The organism is Desulfobulbus rhabdoformis, assembly GCF_016919065.1.
GTDB classification, from domain to species: domain Bacteria; phylum Desulfobacterota; class Desulfobulbia; order Desulfobulbales; family Desulfobulbaceae; genus Desulfobulbus; species Desulfobulbus rhabdoformis.
Window position 1 is genome coordinate 52,725 of the sequence record NZ_JAFFQA010000021.1, and the last position, 13,859, is coordinate 66,583.

Consider the following 13,859-nt stretch of genomic DNA (forward strand, 5'->3'; position numbering starts at 1 on the left):
CGTAAACAGAATACCTGGAGGAATCGTTCATGACCGGAGTAGCATGGGCCGCAGACGCAGCGGCACCCGGAGGGATGGCTGCCTTGAGCCAGTTTGTCCCGCTCATCCTTATTTTTATCGTTTTTTACTTCCTGCTTATTCGGCCGCAGCAGAAAAAAGCCAAAGAGCATCAGAGCTATCTGGCCAATCTGAAAAAAGGCGACAAGGTTGTCACCAACGGCGGCATCTTCGGCCAGATCGCCAATATCGCAGAGAATGTGGTCACCCTGGAGATTGCGGATAACGTACGTATCAAGATCAGCCGTGGTTCCATTGCCGGTTCTGCCTCCGAGGCGGAGAAGGCTCCCGCGAAAAAAGGCTGAGGGCTTGGTGGGTGTAACTGATTTTCATCGTGTATGAAAATATTCGAACCTGAGCTTGCCCGAATCTGATTACAGCTCTTGAGCTTATCAGAATTTTTTGGCCGCACCGCCGCGTATACGGAGGTGCGGCCTTTTTAATTTTGTAAGGCTACTGATCTCAGGCGTGGAGTAAACAAGCATGGAACAGGTCATATTTAACGGTAAAACAGCCGAGCACCCGGTGCTGATCACCGATGAGGACAGCCTGCGCAGTCTGCGTTTTGGTACGGAGGAGCGGCAGAGCTGCCTTGATCTGGATGCACCGCATATTTTGCAGTTGGCCTATACCCAGTGGATGACCACCGCGCTTTTTCTCCACCCGCAGCCGTCGCGTTTTCTTGTCGTTGGCTTGGGGGGCGCTGCCTTACCCCATTTTCTGCTGCACCATTTTCCCGCCTGCGAACTGACCATTGTCGAGAAACAGCGGCTGGTTATCGATCTGGCGCATGGCTATTTCCGTCTGCCATTGAAGCCAGAGCAGATTCGTCTTTGTCACCAGGATGCACTTCATTTTGGCCGCAACGAGCCCCCTGGCGACTACCATACGGCCTTTCTCGATATTTACGGGGCGGGCGCCATGGCACCGGCTCTGTTTGATCCTCTGTTCTACAGACTGCTGCTTGAACAGCTGGAGGGCCAGGGCACGCTTGCCATCAACCTCTGGAGCGGGAATCGCCGGCTCTTTCAGCAGGCCCTGGAAGCCATCCATGAGGCCAGTGACGGCCAGATGCTCTCCATGCAGGTCAAAAAGCGCAGCAACGCCATAGTGCTGGCCTTTCCCGGGCAGATCCCTCACAAAGCTATAAAAAGAGCACGTAAACAGAGCACCGGCCTTCAACAGGCCTATGGCATCGATTACCCCCTATTCTTCAAACGATTGCGTCGAACTAACCGCATTCCCATTCTCTCGACCTTGTTCGCTCATGCCTGATTGCCGGTGAGAGCCTGCCCCTGGAAGATATTTCTGTACTGCATGGTGGCGTGCAGGGTCTTGCTGAGTTCGGCTGCAAGCACATTCCATTTGGGAGCTATAAGCAGGTCGGGGTGAGCACTGGACCAGATCCGGTGGAGAGTGATCGACTCTGGAATATGCGGCAGGAGGGCTGTCAGCAGCTCCATATAGGCCTCGAGAGAGAAAACAGGTACTTCACTCCGTTTGTAGAGCGTATGCAGATGTGTGCCGCGTATAACCTGCAAATGGTGCAACTTGAGGGCATGGATAGGAAGTGCGCAGACCGTCTGCAGGGTCTGGAGCATATCTGCCCGGTTTTCGCCGGGAAGCCCCAAAATGAGATGAACCCCAATCTGTACTTGAGGCTGGGCGGCAATGCGTTCCACCGCCAGGGTAAAATCAGCAAAGCTATGGTTTCGATTCAGGAAGTGCAGACTGCGTTCATGGGCTGACTGCAGACCAAGCTCTATGAGGCAGTCTTTGCCGCTTTTGTCGATCAACCTGGAGAGCTCTGCCGGGAGATCAGGCGCGATGCAGTCTGGACGGGTGGAAAGAATCAATCCACGGCAGTCGGGCTGCGACAGCACCTGTTCCAAAAGAGGGAGGAGCTGGTCAGTCGGCAAGGCTGTACAACTCTCTTGCTGGAAGTAGCCCAGATAGTCATGAAAGCGCCCTTTGATCAGAAGCCGTTTTCCCCGCAGGAGCTGTGTGGTGAGGGAATCGGAAGGCCGCAGGCTTGTGGGGGTGAAGCTGGCGGGACGGCAGAAGATACAGCCCCCCTGAGCCCGATTGGGACAGGGCAGGCCAGTGTCCAGGGGGATTTTCCCCAGGGGATGGCCATAGCGCTGGCGACAATACTGGCTGAAACTCTGGATGCGGGGAGAGGCCCCTGAGGGAACCTGGAGAGTGGACGACACGTGGGTGCGGGCAGTGAGAAGTGGGGCGGATTACTTGTTGGGGAGAACCTTGTAATAGCGTTCACCGGCACAGGCACGGCAAAGAATCTGTCCATGATGCACTAACTCCCGGCAATCCTGTACATAATCACCGCAGACACAGCACTGGACCCGGCGTATGGGACGTCCGGGCATATCACAGTCTTTGAGCTCCACTTGAACATCCTGAAACAGGAAAAGTTCATCCAGAGGCATGACCTTGTAGGCGGCGAGTTGGCGCTGGTACTTATCTTCGATCTCAGGGCAATAGTTGTCCGAGAGTTCTCGGGCGTCCTCACGGGCTGTGACACGAACGGCCTGATCTGTCTCCAGGTTGACAAAGGTTGCTGCCATGATGCCAAAATCAACCCACCGCAGGGAGCGTTTTCCCAGGCTGCAGCCGGTGACCGATTGAATCGCATCGGTGGCGCAGCGGTCGATCTCCACCAGGACGTAGAGTTTTTTGCGGTCCTTTCCCTTGGGATCACTGATGCCGATACGCTCAAGCGCAGCTATGGACATACGTACGCCAATCACCTGTCCTGCACAGATATGCCCATGAATGCGGGTTGACTCCGCCAGCAACTCTTCAAAAGATTCCATTCTTTCCACCACCAAGGTTAATGTATCATCTGGATATCTGCGTTTTTTCAACCGGATTCAGGAGATAACCGGCTACCGATCTGCGCAAACTTACCCTTGTCTACAGCCGGTGTCAATCGCCAGCCGGTCGCTGGTCTTTAATCACCATGGGTTTGGGGTGGGCAATGGATTCGAACAACTCCCGGCAGAAGCCGCAACTGTCGCAGTGGTTATCGCATTGGGAGAGCATGTTGGCAAAATCAAAGGAGAGCATGCGGTTATCGACATAGAGTCGGTCAGCGAGCCAGGACATGGCATCCATCAGGTCCAGCAGGTTGCCATCGTAGCGACGGGCACGGTAGGCCTTGATCGCATTGATGAGAAAGGAAGAGCCAAGAGTACGGCCACAGAGTTTGATTGTATCGACATGATAGAGGTAAAGATCAACATCTTCCGGGCGAATGAAGGGCGACTGCAGCAGTCGGTGAGGCTGCTCGTCAAGCAGGCGCATACAGCCTATATCGCAGTTGATCACGTGGGTCTGACTTTTGCCATCGATGTTGGCCAGCGCAATATACGAGTCATGGGACAGCTTAAAGGGACAGAACGGCAGACAGCCTTCGTTGGCCAGCACCTCAAGGCGCATACTGGGGAATTGGCGGTGCAGGGTCAGAGAAATCTTGGCTAACAGGTCAAGATCACGGTTGAGCGAACGATCAAGAATGATTTTTCCCGGCATTTTAAAACCGGTTTCGCGAATGTAGGCCAGCTGTGCTTCAATCTTATGGTAGGAATCCAGCATGGTGTTGACGCTGGGAACTGCTTCAAGCTGAGCTGCAATGACTGGCGCCTCGTCGGCCAGTACCTGCAGCAGATAGTGATCGCAATAGACGATGCCTTGAATCGCCCTCTGCTCCAGGAAATACTCCAGAGTGTTCAATACCGGTTTCAGGTTTTTATGGTCAGTGAGCAGGTCCGGTGTATAAAAGCGGCTGTTCAAGAGGGCGTATTTTTTTACCCCCTCCAGACGGTTTAACCCGGTAACAATGGATTCCTGGGCGGGAAGCGGTTCAAGCTGTATCCGGCTGTCCAGAGAACGGCTGTGGAGCAGGCTGAAGTGGACGCTTTCCAGGTCAGGTGCACACTGGCAGAGATAATCGACATACCTCTCCTCGGGGAGAAAAGGGACATTGAGAAAAGGATTCATGATAATTAGGTACGTTTGCGCAGCAAGGCGTGTCTTTCAATTCCGTTGAGTGAGGGGTCAGTCACCAGCTCGACCCGATTCCCCGGGTTGGCCCGCTCTATTGAGGAGCCATTTTCAAGCCTCATGGCAGTCACCGTCACCTTATCTGGTTCGATGGAGTGGCCAAGATATTCAACCTGGTCACCACAGTGCAGCACTTGCCGGGTTTCAATCAACAATGGATCCTCATTACGGACAATACCAACCGGTACCCAGCTCTGCTCGATCCTCATTCTATCATAAAGCATGTCATCGGATGAAGGCCTTGTGCTGAAAAAGTTTTCTGTCTGTCCACGGGTACCGATCTTACTTAATTCGTTATGAAAAATTTCTGGTAGCTGTAAGCTAACTGCAGGTTCGCCTAAAAAAATCTGCTCGCCGATCCAGTCAAGAGCCTGCCGGTAGAGCCGAACAACAGCTCCCACGTAGCCCACAGATTTCATACGGCCTTCAATTTTCAGTGCGCTCACTCCGGCATCAACCAGCAACGGGAGCTTGGTGAGCAGACAGAGATCCTTTGCATTGAAAATGTAAGTCCCGCGTTCGTCTTCTTCCACAGGAAAATATTCTCCCGGTCGTTTTTCTTCGACCACAGCGTAGGAGTACCTGCAGGGGTGGGCGCAGTCTCCCTGGTTGGCGTTGCGGCCGGTAAAGTAGTTGCTGAGCATGCAACGACCCGAGTACGAGATGCAGAGCGCACCATGGACAAAGACTTCCAGTTCTGCCTCGGTTTCGGCACGAATCGCTTTGATTTCCTCAAGGCCGAGTTCACGGGCAAGATTCAGGCGCCTGGCCCCCTGTTGAGCCCAGAAGCAGGCACTTGCACTGTTGGTGACATTGGCCTGAGTAGAGAGATGCAATTCTAGCTGGGGGGTAATTTTGCGGGCAAGAGAGAGGATGCCCGGATCACTGACAATGATGCCATCGGCCCTGAGATCTGCCAGGAGCATCAGGTAGTCGGGCAGGGTGGCCATATCACGATTGTGGGCAAAGATATTGACTGTCACGTAGACTTTGACACCATGTTCGTGAGCATAATCGATTGCCTGACGCAGGCCGGCCTCATCAAAATTTCCGGCTCGGGCCCGTAGACTGAAGCTTTTCCCCCCCAGGTACACGGCATCGGCACCGTAGTGGATAGCTGCGATCAGTTTTTCATAACTGCCCACAGGGGCCAGTAATTCGGGGAGGACTGGTTTCTTTGGGGATGATTGGATCATAAAACTCTGTTTTTTTAGACAAGTTATGGGGAAAAAGTTGGGTCAATCCGCTGCTGGGTTTATCCTGGATACGTGTGCATTCATCGGTGCGTCAGTTTCGTTGTTGGTGATATGTCGATTAAAGGGAATCTCGAATAATTGCTTTTTCTGCCAATCTCGGCGTCATGCTGACAATTTTATCCTCGGAATATCAAACATATGCCTGCGGTAAAATTATCAGCAATCCTTGACCTTGATTGAAAAATCTAATTATTCAAGACACCCTAAAGTAAACTTTATCGGTGTGTTGTGAACAATGAAGGTACCGTGCCGATGGGATGCCCCAAGGGGGTGCGGGTAAAGCTGAATAGGGAATGTAAATATATAACTACTCGTTTATTCGGGTGAATCTACTGTCCGGAGATAACCCGCCGTCACGAATGCAGGTTTATTTCAAGCACAGAGGGAACAGATAGTGCTTGCTCCAACTAGCAGCTTGTTTTAAGCTTTTTTTAGTGATCACCGTGTAATCCCACTCTTCTCTCTGCATGACGCCTTCTGAGCAAGGAGCATCCTATATGCTGAAAAAAAATTATTCAAAAACCGGTACAGTATGTCGCGTCACCTTTAAATACGAAAACGAAGAACAGGCAGAAAGCGCGGTTTTGGCGGGAGAGTTCAACGCCTGGTCTCTCCTGGATGCCCCCATGAAAAAACTGAAAAACGGGAGCTTCTCTACCACCCTTTCTCTGGAAGCGGGCCGGGATTATCGCTTTCGCTATGTGCTTGACGGGAATATCTGGGTCAACGAGAGCGATGCCGATGGCTATGCACCCAACGAGTTTGGCGAGGCCAATTCAGTCGTAACGACCTGAACAAGCCTCCCAAGATCCGAAAAAAGTCCTGGCTTACAAAGGGAGAGATCTCTTCTCTCCCAGCAGCTTAGAAACAATCGCCGAGTTGCGCCTTGTGGTATTCGTTTTTCAGTGCCACATAGCGTTTCCACGAGGCATGAAAGTCCTGAACCTGTTCGTCACTGATTTCCCGGACAACCTTGGCTGGCGTGCCCATTATCAAGGAGCGTGGCGGGAATTTTTTTCCAGGGGTAACTACGGAGCCAGCACCTACGATGGACTCGCGTCCGATTTCCACTCCGTCCAGTAGGATGGCTCCCATGCCGATCAGGCAGCAGTCACCAACGGTACAGCCATGGAGAATAACCCGGTGACCGACGGTACACTCGGAGCCAATGATGGTGGGGTGGCCGTCGCTGTCGTTGCGTTGGGCTCCCTCATGCTGGGTTATGTGTAAGAGGCAGAGGTCCTGGATGTTCGTCCTTGCGCCTATGCGAATGCGATGGACATCCCCTCGTACAATAACGCCGAACCAGAGAGACACATCCTCTCCCAATTCGACGTCTCCAATAAGTGTGGCGTTGGGAGCCACCCAGCCCCCCTTGCCGACCTGTGGCTGATAATCTCGGTATGGCAGTATCATAATCCCTCCTTTGCAGAAAAGTTTTCAGATTCTATACGGTACTTGGCAGGGATGTGTCAAACAAAACCCCTGTGCCCCAGGAACCCGCCAGAGCCGAGGGCAGGAACAGAGCCTTAGCGATCCACCTCGCCCTTATGAAAGCGAAGCTGCTGTGAGAAAAAGGGACGAAACTCATCCTGCCGGTGACTGACATAGACAATGGTTGCCAGTTGCTCAGCCGCGATCTTGGCAAGAAAGTCAAGTAAAGCCTGGCGGTTACTCTCGTCGAGACCTTGAGTTGGCTCATCCAGGATGAGCAGTTCCGGCCCTTTGATCAGGGCTCGTGCCAGGAGTATGAGCCGTTGTTGACCATAGCTCAGATGACGAAAAGGCTGAGCCGCCGCCTCAGAGAGCCCCAGACGTTGAAGCCAGCGCTGGCCACGCAGTTTTTCGCTTTCGCCGGGGCGGTCATAAAGACCAATGGTGTCAAACAGGCCAGAGAGAACAATGGCCAGTGCACTTCCGGCGACCCGGTGATTGCGGTGCAGATCAGGGCTGACAATGCCCATTTTTCTCTTGAGCTCCCAAATCGATTCCCCGCTGCCGCGCTTTTTCCCAAAAAGAGTCAGGTCGTTCACATAGCACAGAGGATGGTCGCCGGTAATCATCTGCAGGAGGGTGGATTTCCCGCAGCCGTTGGGGCCGGTGATCAGGGTATGATCAAATCGGTGAATCTCCAAGTCGAGTCCTGAGAAAACCTCTCGACCATCATAATGGGCAAAGCCATGGTGCAGGGTGATGAGATTGGATCCTGTGGCACACTCCTCTTGTTTTTTGGCCTCTCTGAGATCCTCGACCTGGACCTGAAACAGGGGGGGCTGTTTGGCAAAGGTGGCGCGTATTGCTTCTCCCTGCTGTGCTTCCCTGCCCTGGAGCACCAGACTGCCTTGCGCCAAGAGCCCCAGATGCGTCGTCCCAGCGGGAATGTCTGCTGAGTTATTCAACAGAATCAAGATTCCCAGTCCCAGCGAGCAGAGGCTGGAGAGAACCTTGTCAAGTTCACGGCAGCTTCCGGTGTCGAGTCCTTCGTAAGGATTTTCTAAAACGAGAAACTCTGCGCCTGCAGTGATCTGCTGCAGGATGCAGAGTTTGCGGGCCTGACCGGAGCTGAGCTGTCGGTAGCCGTGATCAAGCTTGTCTTCCAAACCAAACAGCTCAATTTGTTTTGCATAGCGTTCAATATCAACGAGGAAATCCCGGGCGGGTGTGCCGGGATCGAGTCGATCGAGAAAGTCGGTGTCGTCTTTTTTGAGTTCAGCCTCAAAGATCGACTGTTGCTGTTTAAAGGAGAGCAGGCCCAGGGAGGCGGGCAAAATAAGCTCGCCTGTATAGTCCAAGTCTCCGCTGAGCACGTCAATAAAGGCGGCAAGACCCGAGTCGTTGCCGCCCAACAGACACCAGAGTTCACCGCCACCAGCGCTGAACTGATCAATTGTAAGCCCTTGGGCTTGGAGGTTGTTGAGGGAGAGCATGAAAAAATTATTTGTTCCCCCAGAGAAAATCGAGGCTGTAGGGTGACCCCTTGCCGCAGAAAAAGGCACCATCCACATAGCGAAATCCCAGGTCGATCCGGGCAATCGCTTCCATGGACTGGGCATCGAGCCTGATCTCGCTTGCTGCCAGGTTTTCACGAATGCGTTCAGGATTGGTGGATTTGGGAATGACCACCGTGCCGCGCGTCAAGCCCCAGGCAAGCAGGACCTGCGCCGGAGTGATCTTGTTTTGGGCCGCGATCTCGGTAATGGTCGGGTTGTCGAGCAGGATCGGTTCCTCCTGCTTTTTCATTGCTTTGGGCCGGTCTCCCGAACCCAGCGGGGAGTAGGCGGTGAGTAGAATGCTGCGCTCGGCGCACAGGGCCACCATCTCTTCCTGCTGGAGGTAGGGATGAAGTTCGATCTGGTTCATGGCCGGTTGCACCCTGGCCAGGTCACAGAGGGTTATGAGTTTGTCCTGTGAAAAATTACACACGCCGATATTGCGCACCAGCCCCTTTTCTTTGCAGGTCTCAAGAGCTCCCCAGGTTTCGATGATGGGTTGATCGGCCAGGGGGATGAACTCCTCAGGCTTCTGAGCAAAGAGAACACCAGGGGCAAAGGCCACTGGCCAATGGATCAAAAAGAGATCCAGGTACTCCAGTTGCAGGTCAGCCAGCGTTTTTCGCAGGGCCGGTTCGACCAGCTCCGGTGCGTGGGCATTGTTCCACAGTTTTGAGGTAATCCAGAGGTCGTTGCGGCTGACCTGCCCGGCTTGAAGGACCTCGCCCAAAGCCTGGCCAACTTCCGCTTCGTTACCGTAGATGGGCGCGCAGTCAATATGCCTGTATCCGCATCCAATAGCTTCTTTTACCGCTGCAGCCACTGTTCCGGGAGCAGATTTCCAGGTTCCCAGGCCAAGGCCGGGAATTTGATCACCACTGTTGAGGCTCAAAACGTGCATACTTGTCTCCTCTTTTCCCCATGCATTTTCGATCGTTACGGAGGGGGACGAAACGACCTCTGTATCGTGTGACTTTATCCCGCTGAATCCGTGAGCATTCATCGGTGCGTCAGTTTCGTTATTTGTGACGTGCCGAGTAAAGTACATTTTATCGGTATGTTGCAGGCAATGAAAGGTGGCGTGTTGATGGATGCCCACAAGGGGCGATGGGTGAAGCTGAACAACAAAGAGATTAATTTAAAAATCTTTGTCCCATAAATAGGGTACGCTGTTCAGTGACCACCCGCCGTCACGGGTTCAGGTTTATGGTTTGCTGCTCATTGGTCAAAGTGACCAGTTACTGTTTTCTGCAAACGTTAAAAACATCACGGGAGCCTTTTTCTTTTCCTTTCCCGTTACCGTGTTTTTCCATACAATGAACAAAGATAAACAGAGAAATGTTCCCCGCAAGTGGGAATGCTGCAGCACTTCGAGGCAATGAAAAGAACATCCAGTCCAATAATGCCGGTCAGTAAACAGCTCAACCCCAGGTCCCAAACGATCATGGTGGTGGACGATAGTGCAATTATCCGTACAATCATCAAGAAGGAGCTAGAGGCCGCCGGATATCCGGTCATTACATTCTGTGACGGTATGGAAGCACTGGCGGCACTACGCTGGTTGCAGGCACCACCTTCGTTGATTACGCTGGATATTGACATGCCGCGCATGGACGGTTTTATCTGCTGCGAGCAGATTCGTGCCTGGGAAAAAGAGGGCGTTATTCGTTCAGCAGATAAACTTATACCTGTGCTTTTTGTCAGTGCCAATGATACCTTTGAAAACCGAAGTCGTGGTTTTCATCTCGGCAGTCTGGAGTTCATCTCCAAACCCTTTTCCCATGGGGATGTTCTGGCTGCAGTGAATAAGGTATTGCAACCGCAAGCCACCTATCTTGGAATGACTGCTCTGGTGGTCGATGACAGTGCCGGCCTGCGGCGAATGGTGGGTACCTGTCTTGAGCGCATCGGTCTTGAGGTTATCGAGGCCGAAAATGGTCGTCAGGCATTTGAACTCATTAAAGAAAATATGGTACAAACCGATCTCTGCATTGTTGATTATGATATGCCGGTGATGCGAGGCGATGAATTTATTCACCTGACTCGCCAATTTCCAGAGGCTGAGCACCTCCCCATGCTTTCTCTTTCCGGGATAAACGATCCCCAGGCCGTGCTCCGTATGTTTCGCGCGGGAGCCAGCGATTACCTGGTTAAACCCTTTATCGCCGAAGAGTTGCTTGCCCGGGTCCAGGTACATCTGCAGTTACGGCGGCATATGAAAAATTTGGAAGAGATCAATCGCAACCTCTACGATAAGGCCGTCAACGATTCGCTGACCGGGCTCCGCAACAAACGGTTTTTCCAGGAATCTTTTGAAGAAATCTATGCTCGTGCGCTACGCAGTCGTTCTGATATCAGCTGCCTTTTTTTTGACCTGGATCACTTTAAAAAGGTCAATGATACCTGTGGCCACGCCTTTGGCGATTATGTCCTGCACACCATAGGCAAGTTGGTGAAGAGATCGTTTCGTGTTGGTGATTTGTCCGCGCGCTTTGGTGGTGAGGAGTTTGTGGTCGTGCTGCCCAATACCGGTCTTGACAAGGCCCTGGAGTATGCAGAATTTTTGCGTGCAAAGGTAGAAGCCTACCACTTCAGTGATCAGGGGATTGAGTGGCCTGTCACCATCAGTATCGGCGTCTCCTCCTATGGTTCCGACCAGCCCACATCGGCAGGTAATCTTTTGCAACTCGCCGACCAGGCCCTCTATCTGGCTAAGGACGGGGGGCGTAACCGAGTGGCAAGTCACACCCTGTGAGTGGTTTGCCCAGCCTGTACAGTTAACGTCCCTCGTGATCCCAGCCGACGGGATGGTAGTGCACATAGACCCGGCGAAGAAATTCGATTTTTTCCAGTAAAGTTTTCTCCACCTCCGTGGCAATCCGGTCCCCGGCAGCAACACTCATGGCTCCATTGACACCAATGGTCAGGTTGATCATCAGGTAGGGCCCGAATCGATGGGCATGCACCTCCTCAATAGCCTCCACTCCATAGACATCTTTGAGTGCCGTCTCGATTTCTGCTGCCAGTTCGCGGCCTGGCAGGGTATCCATAAGATCATCTGTAGCGGAACGAAGGATCTCCACACCGGTATGAAGGATGATCATGGAGACCACCGCCCCGGCCAGGGGATCAACCCAGGGAAAGCCCCAACGTCCGAAGAGAATACCCACTGCGGCAGCTAGCGAGGCAAAAATGTCGTTTCGATGGTCGTGGGCCAGGGCCAGCACGGCAGAGTTTTGCGTTTTTCGGCTTTGGGCGTACGTCCAGAGGCTGAGGCCGCATTTTAAAACAATGGCAAAAAGAGCGATGACCAGGGCCGTGAGGCTGGCACCGGATGAGGGCTCGGTCGTGGTCAGCAGCTCATACACTCCGTCCACCGAGTTCCAGAAAATGGCGATGGCCGTGGTAATGACAAAGGCGCCGACCACCACGGCAGCCACACTTTCCAACTGATCATGGCCGTAGGGGTGTTCTGGGTCTGCGGGTTTCGCCGAAAGCCGAACAAAGATGCTGACGACAATGCCATAGGCCACATCCGAGGTCGAGTTGATTCCATCGGCGAGGAGGGCGGGGCTGTTGCCTAAAACCCCCACTGTCGCCTTTAAGACGGCGAGGATGATGTTGGCGACAAGGCCTACCTGCACCGCCAGCATACTTTGCCGTCTTCGCAGTTCTCCGTTTTTTTCGTGGGCCGGTTCGTCCATGTCTTGTCCGGTGAATGAGTGGTGTTTAAAATCTTTTGTATATTGGTCATATACTTTCAAACCAGGAGAAGCAATACACTTGGAGCAAGAAAGCTGGAAAAGTGAGCTGCAAAGCCCGCCTGAGGATTGTCAGAGAGTGTCCGTACAAAGAACAAGTGTGCTGTATTCCGATTGCAGGAAAGAAGGAGAAAATATGCGTCAGCGAGTTGAACACGATACCATGGGGGAGATTGGAGTTGCTGAAGACCGACTTTGGGGGGCACAAACCGAGCGGAGCAGGCGTAACTTTTCCATTGGTCAGGAGCGTATGCCCCTTGAGCTGCTCTACGGACTCATACGGCTCAAGCGTGCCTGTGCGCAGGTAAATTTGCAAAAGGGCAAGCTTTCTCCCGAGCTGCGTGATCTGATTGTGGCTGCCTGCGATGATCTGCTTGGTGGTTCCTACGAAGAGGAATTTCCCCTGGCTGTCTGGCAGACCGGCAGTGGTACCCAGTCGAATATGAATGTCAATGAGGTTATCGCCAACCGGGCAGCCTTGTTGGCCAACGGTAACCTTGAGCAGCCCCGGCCAGTGCATCCCAATGACCATGTCAACATGTCGCAAAGCTCCAATGACATTTTTCCTGCAGCCATGCATGTGGCTGCGGTTTTTTCGTTGGAAGATCGACTGCTCCCTGCTCTGGACGCACTCCACACGACCCTGTGCACCAAAGCCAGGGAGTTCAAGGGGCTGGTAAAAATAGGCCGTACCCATCTCCAGGATGCAACGCCTTTGACCCTGGGGCAGGAAATATCTGGCTGGGCGGCTATGCTGGCCAGTAGCAGCGAGCAGCTGAGGCAGGGGCTTGAACAGGTGCGCTCCCTTGCCGTTGGTGGCACCGCCGTGGGCACCGGGCTCAACGCTCCCAAAGGATTTGGTGAGGCGGTGGCTGCCGAACTCAGCGGCGAGACCGGGAAGATCTTTTACTCACTTACAAATAAATTTCACGGGCTCACGGGGCACGATCAGTTGGTTTTTGCCCATGGGGCCATAAAGGGGCTGGCTGCCAATATGATGAAAATCGCCAATGATGTACGCTGGCTTGCAAGTGGCCCCCGGTGCGGTCTTGGCGAGTTATCCATCCCCGCCAATGAACCGGGCAGTTCGATTATGCCGGGCAAGGTCAACCCTACGCAATCCGAGGCGGTGACCATGGTCGCGGCCCAGGTTTTTGGCAACGACAGCACCATTGGTTTTGCTGCCAGCCAGGGTAATTTTGAACTCAACGTGTTCAAACCCGTCATTATTTACAATTTTTTGCAGTCAGTTACGCTTATGGCGGATAGTATTAACTCGTTTCACCATAACTGTGTTGTCGGGATTACACCTCTCCCCCAACACATGGAGGCACATCTCCACGCATCACTCATGCTGGTGACGGCCCTCAACCCACATATCGGTTATGAAAAGGCGGCCGCCATTGCGAAAAAAGCCCATCAAGAACACCTTTCTCTTAAGGAGGCCGCTGTCGCCATGGGCGTACTGAGCGGGGAGGAGTTTGACCAGAAAGTCCGGGCGGAAAATATGATCGGCGAAATCGAGATCAATTGCGGGGAGTAGAGGTTGTGCGGGTTTTTTAACATTTTAAACAAGATAGATGTGCGTACAAAAAATGAATCCCTTGAACCGGGAATTCATCCCCCGTATACTAAAAAAACGTTAATGCACAAACGGTTCAGGCTTATAGGCCTAATTCAGCAGCATAAAAGTGGTATCCCCGGAATCCATA

13 protein-coding genes are annotated in these 13,859 nt (G+C 53.0%); 5 read left to right on the top strand and 8 right to left on the bottom strand.

Features of this window, described 5'->3' with window-relative positions; genetic code table 11:
• Positions 1–29 precede the first annotated feature (29 nt).
• Complete coding sequence (gene yajC, locus JWJ90_RS12265) at positions 30–362, top strand: preprotein translocase subunit YajC (protein ID WP_205227517.1); 333 nt, start codon at positions 30–32, stop codon at positions 360–362.
• A gap of 178 nt (positions 363–540) precedes the next feature.
• Positions 541–1,332 carry a class I SAM-dependent methyltransferase gene (locus JWJ90_RS12270; protein WP_205227518.1) on the top strand — a complete coding sequence of 264 codons (792 nt, stop codon included), beginning with the start codon at positions 541–543 and terminating at the stop codon, positions 1,330–1,332.
• On the opposite strand, the gene mnmL is transcribed toward JWJ90_RS12270, so the two are convergent.
• The 4 genes from mnmL to JWJ90_RS12290 form a co-directional block, all read right to left on the bottom strand.
• Entirely contained in the window at positions 1,323–2,270 is a 948-nt protein-coding gene (gene mnmL, locus JWJ90_RS12275) for a tRNA modification radical SAM protein MnmL/YtqA (protein WP_205227519.1), read from the bottom strand. The genes JWJ90_RS12270 and mnmL overlap by 10 nt on opposite strands.
• Positions 2,271–2,300: 30 nt before the next feature.
• Positions 2,301–2,891, bottom strand: coding sequence for an FmdE family protein (locus tag JWJ90_RS12280; protein ID WP_205227520.1), 591 nt, complete (start codon positions 2,889–2,891; stop codon positions 2,301–2,303).
• A 112-nt stretch (positions 2,892–3,003) separates the two neighbouring features.
• Complete coding sequence (locus tag JWJ90_RS12285) at positions 3,004–4,077, bottom strand: hypothetical protein (RefSeq protein ID WP_205227521.1); 1,074 nt, start codon at positions 4,075–4,077, stop codon at positions 3,004–3,006.
• Positions 4,078–4,082: 5 nt separating this feature from the next.
• Entirely contained in the window at positions 4,083–5,336 is a 1,254-nt protein-coding gene (locus JWJ90_RS12290; protein ID WP_205227522.1) for a peptidase U32 family protein, read from the bottom strand.
• Between the two features lie 557 nt (positions 5,337–5,893).
• Between JWJ90_RS12290 and JWJ90_RS12295 the strand changes: the two genes are divergently transcribed.
• Positions 5,894–6,190, top strand: a complete 297-nt coding sequence (locus tag JWJ90_RS12295) for an isoamylase early set domain-containing protein (protein ID WP_205227523.1) — start codon at positions 5,894–5,896, stop codon at positions 6,188–6,190.
• A gap of 67 nt (positions 6,191–6,257) precedes the next feature.
• Here the strand turns inward: JWJ90_RS12295 and JWJ90_RS12300 are convergent, their stop codons facing one another.
• From JWJ90_RS12300 to JWJ90_RS12310, 3 genes are all read right to left on the bottom strand, one after another.
• Positions 6,258–6,812, bottom strand: a complete 555-nt coding sequence (locus JWJ90_RS12300; protein ID WP_205227524.1) for a gamma carbonic anhydrase family protein — start codon at positions 6,810–6,812, stop codon at positions 6,258–6,260.
• Between the two features lie 113 nt (positions 6,813–6,925).
• Positions 6,926–8,323 (bottom strand): ATP-binding cassette domain-containing protein, encoded by a 1,398-nt coding sequence (locus JWJ90_RS12305; protein ID WP_205227525.1) that lies wholly within the window; start codon positions 8,321–8,323, stop codon positions 6,926–6,928.
• Positions 8,324–8,330: 7 nt separating this feature from the next.
• Positions 8,331–9,287 carry an aldo/keto reductase gene (locus tag JWJ90_RS12310; RefSeq protein ID WP_205227526.1) on the bottom strand — a complete coding sequence of 319 codons (957 nt, stop codon included), beginning with the start codon at positions 9,285–9,287 and terminating at the stop codon, positions 8,331–8,333.
• Positions 9,288–9,764: 477 nt separating this feature from the next.
• Between JWJ90_RS12310 and JWJ90_RS12315 the strand changes: the two genes are divergently transcribed.
• Positions 9,765–11,141 carry a diguanylate cyclase gene (locus JWJ90_RS12315; RefSeq protein ID WP_205227527.1) on the top strand — a complete coding sequence of 459 codons (1,377 nt, stop codon included), beginning with the start codon at positions 9,765–9,767 and terminating at the stop codon, positions 11,139–11,141.
• Between the two features lie 22 nt (positions 11,142–11,163).
• Here JWJ90_RS12315 and JWJ90_RS12320 read toward each other — a convergent pair whose 3' ends face one another.
• Entirely contained in the window at positions 11,164–12,090 is a 927-nt protein-coding gene (locus JWJ90_RS12320) for a cation diffusion facilitator family transporter (protein WP_205227528.1), read from the bottom strand.
• 193 nt (positions 12,091–12,283) lie between these two features.
• Between JWJ90_RS12320 and fumC the strand changes: the two genes are divergently transcribed.
• The gene (gene fumC / locus JWJ90_RS12325) at positions 12,284–13,690 is read left to right on the top strand and encodes a class II fumarate hydratase (RefSeq protein ID WP_205227529.1); all 1,407 of its coding nucleotides are present in this window, start codon (positions 12,284–12,286) and stop codon (positions 13,688–13,690) included.
• Positions 13,691–13,859 lie beyond the last annotated feature (169 nt).